Below are 13,926 nucleotides of genomic sequence, written 5' to 3'. Positions count from 1 at the left end.
ACAAGACCCGGGCAAAGCCGAGGTCGCCGCTCATGAAGCGTTTGCTCGGCTTGAAGTGGGATCCTGCCTATAGATCTATAGTATATCACGGGTAATATACGGAGTATTTCCGTATTTCTTCCGAGTCTATTGCGTATATATCCCGTGGTCGATATTATTAAGAGGATTTCTTTTTCTGACTTGGAGGGCGCATGGCCCGATCAGCAACACAACGCCTCGACATCAGCGTGACGGACGCAGCGACGGTGCAGAAGGCGCAGCGTCTGGCGTCGCTGCTTGCAACTGGGAACGCGGACCTATTCCGCAACGCACTGGAGATGTTCGACTGGTGTGTACGTGAGGTTCGCGCTGGGCGGCACATCATGGCTACAGAGAGCGATCACGTGGAAGGCGCGCGTGAGCTCCTCATGCCGCTCCTTGAGTCGGCGCGTCATGAGCATGGCCCGCTCGTGCTTCATGCGGCCGCGTTTGATCGGATTGTGGAGATACTCGAGCAACCACCCGCGCAGCCGACTGAGGCTTTGCGGACGTTGATGGCCGAGGCCTACCTCGCGCCTTCTTACGCGGAGTAGGTGCAGGCCGTCGTCGACAGCCGGCGTGGCATGCCGACGACATCACTGGCAGTACTGAGACGTACGACATGATCATACGACCGATTGAGAAGTCGGATTCCAAGGGCGGGTTCTGCTGCGGCAGGCCCGCTCTCGACGTGTTCTTCTCGAAGCACGCATGGGACAATAACCAGGCGGGCGTCGCGCGCGTATTTGTGATGCAGGATGACGCCGGATTAGCGGGAGACCGCGGGGCTGTCATTGGTTACTACACGCTCTCAGCGAAGGAAGTGGCGCGTGAGCGCTTGCAAAAGCCGTTGCCCCGCTCACTTCCCAAGTATCCCCTGCCTGTCTTTTACATCGGGTATTTTGCCATCGCCGAGCAGTACCAGAGGCGAGGACTCGGACGGCAGCTATTAGCGGACGCGTTGCGGCGGTGTCTCGAAGCCACACAGGACATCGGAGCGGTCGGTGTACTTCTGGACTCGCTCGACGACCGGAGTACTGCATTCTACCGCAGTCTCGGCTTTGAGGAGATTCCGCGTGCTCCCGACACACCGCTCGACGGACCACAGCCAATGTTCCTTGTCATGGCGGCAATCGCAGCGGCGAAGCCGGCGTCCTCGTAGGAATGCTCTGGCTCAATTCGCAGTGTCCGAAGTTTCTAGAATTCGCTCGAAGTTGGGTACACCCAGGGTACATATCGCCGCATATGGACGCATCGCATCCTCATGGATCGCAAGAAGCCCCCACGATTGGCCCGGGCGTCGCGTGGTATTATCGGAGAGATTAGCAACGGATCGCAAACCCCGGTCGAAACCTGCAAATCTCCTATTCGTCGGTTCGATTCCGACCGGTGCCTCTGAGCAAGTGATTGTGCCTGTCCCTCAACTCCACCCCCAGGGACATGGCAGGCCCAATTTGGCACCATGGTCAAATATGCCCGTATAAACATCTGACGGGTGACCAACGAGGCTTTCGTTCGTTACTACAGAGATAGGCCACATGTGGCAATACTAGTAACTACGAAATGCCAAAGCTCCTTACGTCAACTGACAGATGCCTGAGGCATCCGTCCCGATCCGAACTGCGAGCAATTGCCGCCCGCATGCGCCCGGCGCGCTCTCGGCGCGGCTTTACGATGTTCGAGCTGGTTCTCGCGCTGACGATTATCGCAATCACGACCGCGATGGCTGCGCCGCGCGTGAACGTGATGCTGCGACACCAGAAGGTCGATCGTGCGAGTCAGGTCGTCGCTTCTGATATTCGCGCAGCATTTACATCGGCCGCCCGTGGTAGAGTCCCGGTTCGTGTCGACTTCGTTTTCACGAGCCGACGCTACGCGATCACCAATCGCGTAACCGGCGATACCATCATCCAGCGCGACCTGAGCACCGGAGATCTTGGCGTCGGCAGTCTGGACGGATCCAACGCGTCGCTCCAGGTATTCCCCAGCGGCATTGCGACTTCCCCCGACACCATCCGCATCGGTGATGCCGCGGCGTATGTTCGGCGCATCGCCATTTCTCGCGCCGGCGCAGTGAGGGTGCTCCCGTGAACCAACGTGGCAATCAACGCCTGATGAGCATCGATCGTGCTGGCTTCTCAATTCTGGAAATAATGATCGCGCTCGTAGTACTGACCGTCGCTGTGATGTCGCTGAGCACCGTTTCGCTCGCGGCTGCGCGTCAGGGCCGCCGCATATCGGGCCGCTCGTTCGAGATCGGATTGCTGACCCAGGAGATAGATCGTGCGGTCGCAGCTCCAATCGAGAGTCTCGCCGTCAAAATCGGACAGACACGGTTGGACACGCCTGTCGTGGCCGCCCCGTGGACTTACGCTCGTCGAGTCACGATCAGTGGTCGCGCAGATTCACTCACGGTTGGCGTCGCCATCCTCCCACTCAGTCCGTTGCAGCGCCCCGACAGCATCTCCCAGACAGTACTTCGTACGCGCTGACGGTAGCCATACAATGAAATCACCGCTTCAGTCCCGGCGTGGCGTCACGCTCATCGAGCTCATGATCGCACTCATACTCCTTGGGCTCGTTTCGACATCACTGATGCAGATCATTCGAAGCCAGATACATTTCGCCGACGCACAGGGCAGTGCCAATCAGGCACGGTACATATCACGCGCCAGCTTGAATCTGCTGCTCTCCGATGTTCGGATGGTGGACGCGGACAGCGGCATCGTTATGGCGACTCCGGATTCGTTCACCGTTGTGGCCCCCTATGCTACGGGGATCGTGTGTGGCACGAGCGCTAGCGGAACCGCATCAGTAATTGCACTGCTGCCCTACGATAGCGTTGCGTACGCCGAAGGAGGCTATTCGGGATACGCGTACATCGATACCACGACCACAGGCACTGCATTCCGCCAGGTATACCAGTACAAGTTCGGCGGCCCGCCACCCACCACGCTCGATTCCGCCACCGTCGCTTCGTCGGCGCCATGCAAAACGTCGAACGATGTAGTGCGCATCTTCCAGTCGAGTGCCGTCGCGGTTCAACCTGTCGCGCCGGTGCAGGCCCAGTACCAGGCGGCCATGCTGGTTCGGCGCATCACGTACGCGTTTCGCCCATCCAGTTCCGTGACAGGGTCTCGCGGACTGTTCCGAACCGTCCTCAACGGAACTCACGGCTCCGAGGAAATTGCCGCGCCGTTCGACACCAGCGCGCGATTCATGTTCTACCTCAACACAGGCGCCAAGAGTGCTTCGGTAGCGGGAGCTTCGCTGAACGCCATTCGTGGGATTGAACTGCAGCTGAACGGAAAGAGCGATCACACGGTGCAGGGAGCTTCGCGTCCGGAAGCCGCCCCAATGACGACAGCAATCTTCTTCAAGAACAGGCCCGTCAAGTGACCAACCATCGCGGATTGCCCAATCCCGTCACGCGGGGCCGTCGCGGCTCTGCGTTGCTGACTGCGTTGCTGGCCGTCGGAATCATCACTGTCGCTGTCATGGCCAGCCTGTCGCTTGTGGGCACGGAGCGCCGCTCGGTGGACGATCAGCAGCTCCAGGCTCGTGCCCTCGGCATCGCGCAACAAGGACTGGACGCATATCTTCGCCATCCTGAGAATCCTGCGTTTCGGCCCTCCCGCCCCATACACATGCCGCCGCTCGATAAAGATACGGCGTGGGTGCCGGTCAACGTCGCGGCTGGCGATACGGCGATCATCATTCCGCGCCTCTTCCATACCTCGACCGTGGCAACGAGCGACACGATGTACGTGATAAGCTCGCTCGGGCGACATGGTGGCGGGATGATTCGTGGAACGCCGATTGCGCAGCGCGCGGTCGCAGAGATCGTTACGTGGACCGGCGCGACGCTGCCGGTCAAGGCTGGATGGATGAGTCTCAGCGGACTCAACAAGAACGGTGCTTCTGGAACGCTTTCAGGTATCGACGACTCTCCAACTCCATGTCTGCCCGGCGGTAACCTGGCAGGCGTCATGGTTCCTGCGTCACCGGGATATACTGGCTCGACAACCCCGCTCTCAGGAAATCCGCCACTCGACAACACGACCCTCGGCGGTACACCTCAGACGGCTGCCGCGTACGTGGCCGGCCTTGGGATCGATTGGGCCGACTGGTCCCAGGGTCTAAACCTGCCGAACGTGTGGCGAACGTCTGATCACGGTGGTGCATTTCCAAGCTTCAGCGACCCGACGTACTATCCCATCGTGTACGTGAGCGGTGATGTGCCCATGCTTCCAAGCGGCCGCGGCCTGCTGGTTGTCAGCGGTAACATGACGATGAACGGCCTGACTACATGGAACGGCATGGTTCTCGTCGGAGGGACGGTGACCGCGAACGGAAACGACAACATCGAAGGTAGTGTGATCAGCGGTCTCAATCTGGTCACTGGATCACCGGCGGTTGCAGCCGGTTCGATCGGAAATGGAACCAAGACGATCGTGTACAACTCCTGCGAAGTCAAGAAGGCGCTGGCGGGTACTCATGCGCTCGTGCCGAGGCGAGGGACGTGGATGGACAACTGGAAGACGTACTGACGAACGACGTGATGCTGCCTGGTCAGTTCGGGAAGGATCGCGCGCGTCGGTTCAATTCCCGCCGGTTGCTGCGAACCGTCACTCGGTAGACGCAGTCGCGAATTGGACCGGAATCGAGATCCGCGCAACCGTCTTCTCGTCCTTCCGGCCGACGTCGAACGACTGTGCCGTACCAAACAACTGCAGCAAGCGGTCGCGCACATTCCGAAGGCCCACACCGTGAGACTCGTCAGGATCGCTGACCGGAGTTGCAGCTGTGGCTCCGTCATCCCAGACCGACAGCACGAGTCTGTCCTCGACACGCTCCGCGTGCACACCTATGGCTGCCGCCCCATCCGACGCCGCTCGGCCGTGCCGAATCGCGTTCTCCACGAGCGGCTGCAACAGAAAGCTCGGTACGGATACAGTCCTGAGTGATTCGGGAACGTCGACATCGAAGGCGAGCCTTCCACCAAAGCGCACCTGCTCGACGCCGACATACCGGTTCAGCAGGTTCAGCTCATCTTCCAGGGGACCGCTGTCAGGTGCGTCATCGCGAAGCGCGTCTCGCATCAACGCGCTCAACGCAAGCAACATCGTCACCGATTCCGACGATCGTCCAGCTCTGACGAGCATCGCGATGGTATTCATCGAATTGAATAGAAAGTGCGGATTGAGCTGCATGCGCAACATGCGCAGCCGCGCCTCCGCAAGCTGCGTCTCCAGTTGTGCAGCTGCCAGCTCGCGCTCGCGATACCGGTCGTAATACGTGAAGGCATAGATGGCTCCCACCACTTCGCCGTATATGAGCAGCCGGCCTGTGAATCCATTCGCGAGCGAGTCGACGATCAGTTGCCAGAGCGCGGGGGTCGGTCCGCTGAGACCAGTCCCAAGCACCGTACGCGCTCCCATCTCGAGCGCGGCTTGCAAGGTCACCCACGCCAGTGCGATCGCTACATGTTCGGCCACTCTCACCATGCCATGCGCGCGGTCGGGAAGGCGATGCAGTATCCACACGAGTGCGGGAGTCAGTATCGCTGCGGCGTACCAGAATGGCATCTCCATCACCGCGGCGTGCCGCCACGGCATCGGACTTCCTTCCGCAATCATCATTGAATGATGATGCGCGCTACCGATAAGGCCGAGTACTGTGGCGATGGAGAATGAGACAAGCGCAGCGGTGATCGCAGTACGATGTATCTTCACGTCCGTTCTCCCAGCGCCTCGAACAACGCCGATCTGTAAGTTCTGCCGATACGAACGCGAGCACCGTCACGCAACATGCCGACGTGCTCGCCGTGCGGGAGCAGGTCCACACCGGTCACGAAGTCGATGTTGACGAGCGCCGATCGATGCGCTCTCATGAACAGGGAAGGGTCGAGACGGCGCTCCAGCTCTCGCATGGTCATGCGCACGAGCAGCGCACGACCTTTGGAATGCACGCGCATGTAGTCGCCGTCCGCCTCGATCCATGATACGTCGGACAGCTTCACGACGACGAGCCTGTCTCCGACACGGGCGGAGATACGTGTGAGATAATCACAATCATCTGAAAGGCCGTCAGCGAGCACTTCCTTCAGTCGTGCATGCATGCGTGCGTTCGCACCTGTGTCGATCGCCGTTCGAACGCGCTCGACGGCCTCGGCGAGCCGTCGTTCATCTATCGGCTTGAGCACGTAGTCGATCGCCTTGACGTCGAACGCTTTCGCGGCGTAGTTCTCGTGCGCGGTTACGAAGACGACGTGTGGACGCGAAGCGGCGGGGATGGAGCGCACGAAGTCGATACCTCCTTCACCTGGCATCTCGACGTCGACGAACATCCCGTCGGGCAGAGCGCTGCGTACGCCGCGGCGCGCCGCTTCGGCGCTCGCAAATGAGCCCACGACTTCGACTGACTGCTCGGCTGCGAGCAGAGCGCGGAGACCATCACGCGCGATCGGCTCGTCTTCTACGACTATGAGACGCATGCAATACCAATATGTGGGAGACGCATTCCTCGCAAGAGTGAAGCTTGCACCGAGTCAGACCCTTCGAGAGGGTGCGATGGTTGCCCCGGGGACTGTCGCACCGACTCGTCGTGGAGGAGCGTCGTTCATCCACATCCCTGCGTTATTCATCGCATTTGCAATTGTGAGAGCCCGACACGGGTTGAATCATTGACTCCGATGCATCGACCACCCCACACAGCCAGATCATGATTCAATTCCTGCTTCTCGCATCGCTGTCAGCTATCGCCCCGACCAGCCGTCCAACACCCAAGCCGGACATACTCGTCACGGCGGCGTGGCTCCGTACCCACGTCAACGATCCGAATCTCGTCGTCCTCGATCTCACGATGTCTGGCATGGATTCGCCGGATCCGTACGAATCCGGTCACATACCAGGCGCGCGAAAGCTTGATTTTCATTCCATCTTCACGGGCGACGGCAGCAACGGTGCTCTGACGATGCAATTGGTGCCGGCGGATTCGCTTCGGAAGGTCTTCGAGACGCTTGGCGTGTCGGACGGGAGCACCATCGTGCTTTACAGCACGTCGCGATGGCTGAGCCCGGTCGCACGAGCCTACGTTACTCTCGACTACATCGGACTCGGCGATCGTACGCACATCCTCGATGGTGGATATGACGCGTGGAAGGCCGCCGGTGGAGCGTCTGCGATGACCGCCCCGAGCTTTGCGCGTGGAAGCCTTCACGTAACAACGCGCAAGGATGCGGTAGCGGACGGTGCGTACGTTCGAGCACACCTCGCCGACGCGAGCATGACGATCGTCGACGCACGCGCTCCCGAGTTCTACAACGGCTCGGCGAAAGGTCACAGCGCGGCTCGGGCCGGGCACGTACCAGGCGCCCGCAATGTCTATTTTCTGACCCTCGCCGACAGCGTAACGAACGTCTATCTCACACCGGAACAAGCCCGCGCCCGGTTTACCGCCGCCGGCGTGTCGCTGGACAAGCCGGTCGTCGTCTATTGCCACATCGGACAGACTGCCAGCGTCGATTACGTGCAGCTCCGGCGTCTTGGCGTGCCGGTTCGCCTGTACGATGGCTCATTCGAGGATTGGAGCCGCCACAGCGACTATCCGGTCGCCTCCGGCGTGGATCCGTAGCCGGATCCGGGTCACGCCGCCCTGCCCACGTAGTACCTTTCAACACGGTTGCTTGTCCGGAGCAATCAGAACGAGCCCACTCCGGCTCCTTCCATCCCTCCGCCGAGCCCTCGATGCCAATCCCTCTCGATCCAGCGTTCCCCGCCGACCATTCCGTCATAGACGAGTTCAACCGGCACGAAGAGAAGCGCGACTACTGGTACGGCCGCGCGCGCGCGATCGAGGAGCAGGGCGGCGGCAGCACCGCCGACTCCTCCCGAACGACCGCGCGGGAATACAGAAATCGTCTGGACAGCGATGACCGTCGTCTCAGCGACGCATACAGAAAGGCGTATGCGAGTGACATTCACCGCGTGCTCGCGGGCAACTAGCTCCGCGGGATTTCGATTTCGTTTCCCGTTCGCCGTCGTTTACAGTCCGCTCATCGCACGCTCGCGCAACTTCGGCGACATGCGGATTCGCTCGTGTTGACAGGCTCCGGCGTCCCGATTACGATCAGAGTACAACTGATTTCGTGGTGATTTGCCGCCAATTGCCGCCACGTAAAAAAATGAGCTAAAACGCGAGATAGCCCGGGCGACAACACGTAGCCCGGGCTTTGTCGTTGCCAGCGGTGAGTGCTCGGACAGACTCTCACTGGCGGTGCAGCGAATCGTGTTGGCGGCCTCACGGAACAACCGCCATGACACGCATCGATTCATTCGCAGCAAAGCCGATCGCGATCTACCACGAGCATCCGGACTGGTTCCGGCCGCTCTTTGCGGAGCTGGATCGCAGAGAAATTCCATATGCCAGACTGGACGCCGCCGCTCACACGTTCGATCCTTCCGAACGGACGGCACCGTACTCACTCGTCGTAAACCGCGCGAGTCCGTCCGCATATCTGCGTGGCCACGCGCAGTCCACATTCTACACACTGCACTGGCTTCGCCACGTCGAGCGGTTGGGCATTCCGGTCGTGAACGGCAGCGAGTGCTACTCTTACGAACTGTCCAAGGCGACCCAGCTCGACATCCTCGAGTCGCTCGGCTTGCCGTACCCGCGCTCGCGCGTGATCAACGATCCGGCGCAGGCTGTTCGCGCCGCCGAGGGGCTGCGTTATCCGGTGCTCGTGAAGGCGAACATCGGCGGAAGTGGCGCGGGTATCGTGAAGTATGAGACCGCTGAAGCGCTCGAGCGTGAGGTAGCGAGCGGGAACGTCTTTCTGGGTGTCGATGGAACCGCACTCGTGCAGGAGGCTGCACCACTCCGTGACGGTCACATCACGCGCGTAGAGACACTGGGCGGGAAATATCTGTACGCGATAAACGTCTTTCCGGCGACCGGGTCGTTCGATCTCTGCCCGGCCGACGCGTGCCAGACCACCAATGGCGTCGAGCTCGTGCGTGGGGCCTGCGCGGTGGACGCACCGAAGACCGGCCTCCGCGTCGAAGGCACCACTCCGTCTGCCGAGATCATCGCGCAGGTCGAGCAGATTGCGCGCGCCGCCAATCTCGATGTCGGCGGGGTCGAGTACCTCGTGGACGATCGCGATGGCAAGCACTACTTCTACGACATCAACGCACTCTCGAATTTCGTCGCCGATGCGGAGAACGTGATTGGCTTCGACCCGTTCGTGCGGCTCGTTGATTATCTCGCGGAGCGCGCGGGCTTCGTAGCGGAAGAGGTGGCATGATGCGGTATGGATACTGGATGCCGGTGTTCGGTGGCTGGCTGCGCAACGTGGAAGACGAGAACATGCAGGCGTCGTGGGATTACGTCTCGCGGCTCGCGCGCAGAAGCGAGGAGCTCGGTTACGACATCACGCTCGTCGCGGAGTTGCTGCTGAACGACATCAAGGGAATCAATGCACCGTCACTGGATGCGTGGAGTACCGCGGCCGCGCTTGTGGCGGTGACGCAGACGCTGGAGGTGATGGTCGCCGTTCGTCCGTCGTTTCATCCGCCTGCGCTACTTGCGAAGCAGGCCGCGACGATCGATCGCATCTCGAATGGCCGTCTGTCGCTCAACGTGGTCTCGGCGTGGTGGAAGGACGAGGCGCGACGTTACGGCGTCGCATTCGACGAGCACGATGACAGATACGCGCGCACGTCCGAGTGGCTCGACGTGGTGAGCGCTGCGTGGAGCGAGGAGAAGCTCGATTACAGCGGCAAGTACTACACGATCGACGAGCTGGTTCTCGAGCCGAAGCCCGTTTCGCGTTTGGAGCGTCCGCGCCCCACGATCTACGCCGGCGGCGAATCGGATGCGGCGAAGCGCATGATCACGCGACAGTGCGATGCGTACGTCATGCACGGAGATCCGCCCGAGCGAATCGCACCGAAGATTGCGGACATGCGTCGCTTGCGCGAGCAGGCCAGCGACGCGCTCGGCGTCGAGCTTCCACCGCTGCAATTCGGCGTTGCCGGCTACGCGATCGTGCGTGACAGCGAAGCTGAAGTACGCGAGGAGGTCGCGCGCATCACGACGGTATCACCTGGCACTCCGGGCTACGGAAACTATGCAGACTGGATCGCGAACACCAAGCTGGAGCAGCGCGTCAGCATCGAGGATTACTCCGTGTCGAATCGCGGTCTTCGTGCCGGCTTGACTGGAACGCCCGAGCAGGTCGCGTCCCGCGTGGAAGAATTCGCGGATGCTGGTGTCGATCTCCTGCTGCTTCAGAGTAGCCCGCAACTGGAAGAAATGGAACGGGTCTCCGCGCAGGTGATAACGGCCGGGGCGTCTGCCGCAGCTCACAGTGCGAGCGGAGTGGCCGCATAGCGACGCAGCAGGGGTGAGAATACGGTGCGCCGGAATCAACCGGCGCGCTATATTCTCCTGGATGTCCAGCACGAATGCATTACCCACTCTCGCTGCGCAGAGATACGTCCAGCCACTACGTGAGGGAGGCTCGCTTCCGGCGATAGTGGATACGGACGACGGCATGTTCGTCGTCAAGTTTCGTGGGGCGGGACAGGGTGCGAAGGCCCTTGTCGCCGAGCTCATCGGTGGGATGTTGGCCGACACGCTCGGTCTTCCAGTGCCGTCGCTCGCACTCGTGCACATCTCGGAGACTTTCGGCCGCAGCGAGCCGGATCCGGAAATCGGCGAGGTACTGCGGAAGAGTCATGGTATCAACGTCGGCCTTCGCTACCTGGACGGCGCGTTCAACTTCGATGCGACCGCGGCGGGTGAGCTCATACCCGTTCCTCTTGCCACCCGGATCGTCTGGCTCGACGCGTTTCTGACTAACCCCGATCGTACCGCGCGCAATACCAATCTCATGATCTGGGAGCGCAGTCCGTGGCTCATCGATCATGGCGCCGCGCTCTATGCCCATCATGATTGGCAATCCGTGGACACCGCGCGCATGCAATCGCCATTTCCGCTGGTTCGTGACCACGTGCTGCTGACGCACGCGGACGACGTGAGCGCGGTGGATGCCGGGATGGCCGCGATGCTCGGCCGGGATGTGTTGACGAACATCGTCGCTCGCGTTCCTGACGGTTTGCTGGAAGATGATGCGTACAGGGCTGACGGGGATACCCCCGCTGCGGCGCGCGCACGTTACGTCGAGTATCTCACGACGCGTCTCGCTGCTCCACGCGCGTTCGCCGAGACTGCCGGGAGAATGCGAGCGGAGCGGCTCACCGATGTCCCGCGTCAACGGACCGCACGCAGGTGATGACGCCATGACGACACCTGTGCGCAACATCCCGTACAATTTCGCAGTGCTCCGTGTCGTGCCGCACGTTCACATCGGATCGTCGGTGCCGGTCGGCGTCATACTGCACGCGCCAACCGCTCAGTTCGTCGGGATGCGCGTGCTGGCTGAGCGCGCCGCACTCTCCGCGCGCGCGCCACACGTGGATGTAGAGTTGCTGATGCGCTACCTGATGACGTACAGAGCGGTGTGCAATTCAGAAGGCGAGGGCGGGACACTCGCCTTCGGGTCTCCGTCCGAGCGATTCCACTGGCTCACCGCTCCGCGATCGGATGTGATCCAGAGCGGTCCCGTGCACGAGGGTGTTTGCGCCGATGTCAACGCGGAGCTGGACGCGCTCTTCCTCGAGCTTGTCGTGTAACTGAATTGCGGCTATTCGCGATGCCTGTAGGATGCGACTGTGACCGCGATTGCCGAGCCGATGATCCATAGCGGCATGGCCAACACCCACGTCCCCATTCGCATCGTCGCCATTGTTTCCCGCGTCACTCCGACGGTGACGCCTCGCGCTCCGTCGGTGACCGCTCCGAACAGCGCGGCGTTGAGACCGTATCTCCCGTCGGTGATAGTGTTGAGCGCACGGGCGAAGTCCTCCATGCCGAACGACTTCAGCACTGCGAGCAGTACGCCATAGCCGATGAGAATGCCGCCAATCCAGCGCCATGGATGGTCGCTGCCAATGACTGCGATGGACGTCAACAGATAGCCAAGCGTCGGTGCGGTGAATGCCACCGCCCATTCCCATGCTGGTGTCGGACGCTGCCAGGGCTGCTCCCCGGTGATCATCGAAACTGAATACGCGACAGCGATGATGAAGAGGAGATACAGTATCGTCGCGATCATCAGCCATCCCCAACCGGACAACAGCTTCACCACCGTATGCGGCCCCCGCGCGACAGGCATGGACCAGTGGTAGGAACGCCGTGCAGGATCCTCGCTCCGCCACACACCGAACGGGATGAGAAGGCCAACCAGAAACATCGGAATGGCGCCTGAACTATTGTAGCTGAATCCCATGTGCGCGTTCGGTGAATGATCACCTTGCGCGAACCGTACGGCGGAGACGATGATGAGCGCGCCGAAGAGGATCAACGCTGCGACAAAGAAGACCCCCTCCGTCCGCAGCGCCAGCCCCACCGCGCGAAATTGCTCGGTCGCCACGGTCCGCGACGACGGCGTTGGATGCAATGATGTGGATGTCATCGTATGTCAGTCGTTCGGGTTCAGAAGTGCGAGCGTTGCATCGATCAGTGAAAGGCGGGCTACCTCGCGCACCGTTCCGCCCGAGCCCGTCAGCATCTGAACTATCTCGGCTTCCGGACCCCACACCGTCCACTGCACTTCGCGCGGCGCGGCCACACGACGGAGCACTGTGCCGTTGAGCGACGCTACACCGCTCCAGCCGTCAGGTACCTCGACGCGATATCGGCGCAGACCGGCGTTCAGATCGTCGCGCGACATCTGCGCGCGCAGCTCCCCGTTCCGCAACACGCCGATGTGGTCCGCCAACCCTTCCACTTCCTCGACGTGATGCGTCGAAAGGACGACGGTCGTCGGTGATGCGGCAAGATGGTCTGCAAGCACGCCGAGCGTCTCGTCGCGCATGAATGGATCGAGACCGTCGGTCGGCTCATCCAGCAGCAGCAGCGGCGGCCGATGTGCCAGCGCCATCGTCAGGTGAACGCGACGTGCTTGCCCCTTGGAAAGCACTCCCATCTTCCGATCCGTGCGAAGATCGAACTTCTGCATCAGCTTCGCGGCGTAGTCCGCGTCCCATGTTGGATAGTACAGAGCGTGATGCTCGAGCAGGCGGCCAACGCGCATCCATCCATATCCCCAAGTGGGAAACTCGGGCACGTAGCCGACGTTCGCGCGCACTTCCGGCGCGCGTTCGCGCGTGTCCAGGCCGAACACCTCCGCAGCTCCCTGCTCGGTGCGCACCAGATCGAGCAGTACCTTGAGCGTCGTGCTCTTGCCAGCACCATTGGGTCCAACCAGCAGATACACGGCCCCTGTCGGAACCTGCAGCGTCACGTCGTTCAGTGCTACCTGATCACCAAATCGCTTGGTAAGTCCTCGTGTATCGACGGCGAGCTCGCCGTCGCGGAGTCGCGTTGGTAGGGAGCTCGTCATAGTGGTTCCTCTTGCTTGCGTTGGGCTTCGTAGCTTCGGATGGCGTCGACGAGCTCATCCACGCCGAGCCCGTTGCGTCTCGCGTCGTGCAGAGCTCGCCGCGCGACCCCTTCAGCCAGTGTGCGACGCTCTACTCCATCCGTGTGGCCGGGTGAGGCATACGTCCCCTGTCCTCGGCGCACGTAAACCATGCCCTGCCGCTCGAGTTCACGATAAGCCTGGCTCACGGTATTCGGATTCACTCGCAGCTTGACAGCGAGGTCCCTGACCGATGGGAGAGGGCCGTCCGGCGCCAGCGTGCCGAGAACGAGCGCACGTCGTACCTCATCCACGATCTGGATGTAGATGGGTCTGGTGTCCTGTGGATCCAGCGAGATTAGCATAACAGCGGTGTTATGGTGTACCAGTTGCCTAATACACTATATGTCACTCAA

The 13,926-nt window shown here is 61.2% G+C and carries 17 protein-coding genes and 1 riboswitch; of the genes, 12 read left to right on the top strand and 5 right to left on the bottom strand.

Annotated features, from left to right (window positions below; translation table 11 throughout):
* Positions 1–191 precede the first annotated feature (191 nt).
* The 6 genes from V4529_07965 to V4529_07940 all read left to right on the top strand — a co-directional run bounded on the left by V4529_07965 (position 192) and on the right by V4529_07940 (position 4,568).
* Complete coding sequence (locus tag V4529_07965) at positions 192–572, top strand: hypothetical protein (protein MES2358269.1); 381 nt, start codon at positions 192–194, stop codon at positions 570–572.
* A 68-nt stretch (positions 573–640) separates the two neighbouring features.
* Positions 641–1,180, top strand: a complete 540-nt coding sequence (locus V4529_07960; protein MES2358268.1) for a GNAT family N-acetyltransferase — start codon at positions 641–643, stop codon at positions 1,178–1,180.
* 401 nt (positions 1,181–1,581) lie between these two features.
* Complete coding sequence (locus V4529_07955) at positions 1,582–2,109, top strand: type II secretion system protein (protein MES2358267.1); 528 nt, start codon at positions 1,582–1,584, stop codon at positions 2,107–2,109.
* Between the two features lie 23 nt (positions 2,110–2,132).
* Positions 2,133–2,510: a prepilin-type N-terminal cleavage/methylation domain-containing protein gene (locus V4529_07950; GenBank protein MES2358266.1), complete on the top strand. Its 378-nt coding sequence runs from the start codon at positions 2,133–2,135 to the stop codon at positions 2,508–2,510.
* 13 nt (positions 2,511–2,523) lie between these two features.
* Positions 2,524–3,417, top strand: coding sequence for a type II secretion system protein (locus V4529_07945; protein ID MES2358265.1), 894 nt, complete (start codon positions 2,524–2,526; stop codon positions 3,415–3,417).
* Positions 3,414–4,568, top strand: a complete 1,155-nt coding sequence (locus tag V4529_07940) for a hypothetical protein (protein ID MES2358264.1) — start codon at positions 3,414–3,416, stop codon at positions 4,566–4,568. The genes V4529_07945 and V4529_07940 overlap by 4 nt, the downstream gene beginning before the upstream one ends.
* Positions 4,569–4,646: 78 nt before the next feature.
* Here V4529_07940 and V4529_07935 read toward each other — a convergent pair whose 3' ends face one another.
* Positions 4,647–5,753, bottom strand: coding sequence for a histidine kinase (locus tag V4529_07935; protein ID MES2358263.1), 1,107 nt, complete (start codon positions 5,751–5,753; stop codon positions 4,647–4,649).
* On the bottom strand, positions 5,750–6,514 hold the full coding sequence (locus tag V4529_07930; protein ID MES2358262.1) for a LytTR family DNA-binding domain-containing protein: 765 nt from the start codon (positions 6,512–6,514) through the stop codon (positions 5,750–5,752). The genes V4529_07935 and V4529_07930 overlap by 4 nt, the downstream gene beginning before the upstream one ends.
* A 227-nt stretch (positions 6,515–6,741) precedes the next feature.
* Between V4529_07930 and V4529_07925 the strand changes: the two genes are divergently transcribed.
* From V4529_07925 to V4529_07900, 6 genes are all read left to right on the top strand, one after another.
* On the top strand, positions 6,742–7,653 hold the full coding sequence (locus tag V4529_07925; GenBank protein ID MES2358261.1) for a sulfurtransferase: 912 nt from the start codon (positions 6,742–6,744) through the stop codon (positions 7,651–7,653).
* Positions 7,654–7,766: 113 nt separating this feature from the next.
* A complete protein-coding gene (locus V4529_07920) occupies positions 7,767–8,024 on the top strand; it encodes a hypothetical protein (GenBank protein MES2358260.1) in 258 nt (85 codons plus the stop codon).
* 133 nt (positions 8,025–8,157) lie between these two features.
* A riboswitch (SAM riboswitch) is annotated at positions 8,158–8,231 on the top strand.
* Between the two features lie 104 nt (positions 8,232–8,335).
* Positions 8,336–9,328: a hypothetical protein gene (locus V4529_07915; protein ID MES2358259.1), complete on the top strand. Its 993-nt coding sequence runs from the start codon at positions 8,336–8,338 to the stop codon at positions 9,326–9,328.
* A complete protein-coding gene (locus V4529_07910; protein MES2358258.1) occupies positions 9,328–10,416 on the top strand; it encodes an LLM class flavin-dependent oxidoreductase in 1,089 nt (362 codons plus the stop codon). Before V4529_07915 ends, V4529_07910 begins: the two co-directional genes overlap by 1 nt.
* Positions 10,417–10,477: 61 nt before the next feature.
* Entirely contained in the window at positions 10,478–11,320 is an 843-nt protein-coding gene (locus V4529_07905; GenBank protein ID MES2358257.1) for a HipA family kinase, read from the top strand.
* Between the two features lie 7 nt (positions 11,321–11,327).
* Complete coding sequence (locus V4529_07900; GenBank protein ID MES2358256.1) at positions 11,328–11,720, top strand: DUF3037 domain-containing protein; 393 nt, start codon at positions 11,328–11,330, stop codon at positions 11,718–11,720.
* 11 nt (positions 11,721–11,731) lie between these two features.
* Here V4529_07900 and V4529_07895 read toward each other — a convergent pair whose 3' ends face one another.
* Genes V4529_07895 through V4529_07885 form a run of 3 tightly spaced genes read right to left on the bottom strand, consistent with a single transcriptional unit; the run spans position 11,732 to position 13,875 of the window.
* Positions 11,732–12,562 carry a hypothetical protein gene (locus V4529_07895; protein MES2358255.1) on the bottom strand — a complete coding sequence of 277 codons (831 nt, stop codon included), beginning with the start codon at positions 12,560–12,562 and terminating at the stop codon, positions 11,732–11,734.
* A gap of 6 nt (positions 12,563–12,568) precedes the next feature.
* On the bottom strand, positions 12,569–13,492 hold the full coding sequence (locus tag V4529_07890) for an ABC transporter ATP-binding protein (GenBank protein ID MES2358254.1): 924 nt from the start codon (positions 13,490–13,492) through the stop codon (positions 12,569–12,571).
* Complete coding sequence (locus tag V4529_07885) at positions 13,489–13,875, bottom strand: GntR family transcriptional regulator (protein ID MES2358253.1); 387 nt, start codon at positions 13,873–13,875, stop codon at positions 13,489–13,491. The genes V4529_07890 and V4529_07885 overlap by 4 nt, the downstream gene beginning before the upstream one ends.
* Positions 13,876–13,926: the final 51 nt, after the last annotated feature.

Source organism: Gemmatimonadota bacterium (assembly GCA_040388625.1).
Taxonomy (GTDB): Bacteria; Gemmatimonadota; Gemmatimonadetes; order Gemmatimonadales; family Gemmatimonadaceae; genus Fen-1247.
This window is presented reverse-complemented; position numbering and strand designations above follow the sequence as displayed.

What these genes read in the sequence shown, in the direction of transcription:
- V4529_07895 (MES2358255.1), bottom strand. Translation starts at nt 12,562, where the DNA reads ATGACATCCACATCATTGCATCCAACGCCGTCGTCGCGGACCGTGGCG.
- V4529_07910 (MES2358258.1), top strand. Translation starts at nt 9,328, where the DNA reads ATGCGGTATGGATACTGGATGCCGGTGTTCGGTGGCTGGCTGCGCAAC.
- V4529_07960 (MES2358268.1), top strand. Translation starts at nt 641, where the DNA reads ATGATCATACGACCGATTGAGAAGTCGGATTCCAAGGGCGGGTTCTGC.
- V4529_07930 (MES2358262.1), bottom strand. Translation starts at nt 6,514, where the DNA reads ATGCGTCTCATAGTCGTAGAAGACGAGCCGATCGCGCGTGATGGTCTC.
- V4529_07915 (MES2358259.1), top strand. Translation starts at nt 8,336, where the DNA reads ATGACACGCATCGATTCATTCGCAGCAAAGCCGATCGCGATCTACCAC.
- V4529_07890 (MES2358254.1), bottom strand. Translation starts at nt 13,492, where the DNA reads ATGACGAGCTCCCTACCAACGCGACTCCGCGACGGCGAGCTCGCCGTC.
- V4529_07905 (MES2358257.1), top strand. Translation starts at nt 10,478, where the DNA reads ATGTCCAGCACGAATGCATTACCCACTCTCGCTGCGCAGAGATACGTC.
- V4529_07885 (MES2358253.1), bottom strand. Translation starts at nt 13,875, where the DNA reads ATGCTAATCTCGCTGGATCCACAGGACACCAGACCCATCTACATCCAG.
- V4529_07950 (MES2358266.1), top strand. Translation starts at nt 2,133, where the DNA reads ATGAGCATCGATCGTGCTGGCTTCTCAATTCTGGAAATAATGATCGCG.
- V4529_07945 (MES2358265.1), top strand. Translation starts at nt 2,524, where the DNA reads ATGAAATCACCGCTTCAGTCCCGGCGTGGCGTCACGCTCATCGAGCTC.
- V4529_07925 (MES2358261.1), top strand. Translation starts at nt 6,742, where the DNA reads ATGATTCAATTCCTGCTTCTCGCATCGCTGTCAGCTATCGCCCCGACC.
- V4529_07920 (MES2358260.1), top strand. Translation starts at nt 7,767, where the DNA reads ATGCCAATCCCTCTCGATCCAGCGTTCCCCGCCGACCATTCCGTCATA.
- V4529_07965 (MES2358269.1), top strand. Translation starts at nt 192, where the DNA reads ATGGCCCGATCAGCAACACAACGCCTCGACATCAGCGTGACGGACGCA.
- V4529_07955 (MES2358267.1), top strand. Translation starts at nt 1,582, where the DNA reads ATGCCAAAGCTCCTTACGTCAACTGACAGATGCCTGAGGCATCCGTCC.
- V4529_07900 (MES2358256.1), top strand. Translation starts at nt 11,328, where the DNA reads ATGACGACACCTGTGCGCAACATCCCGTACAATTTCGCAGTGCTCCGT.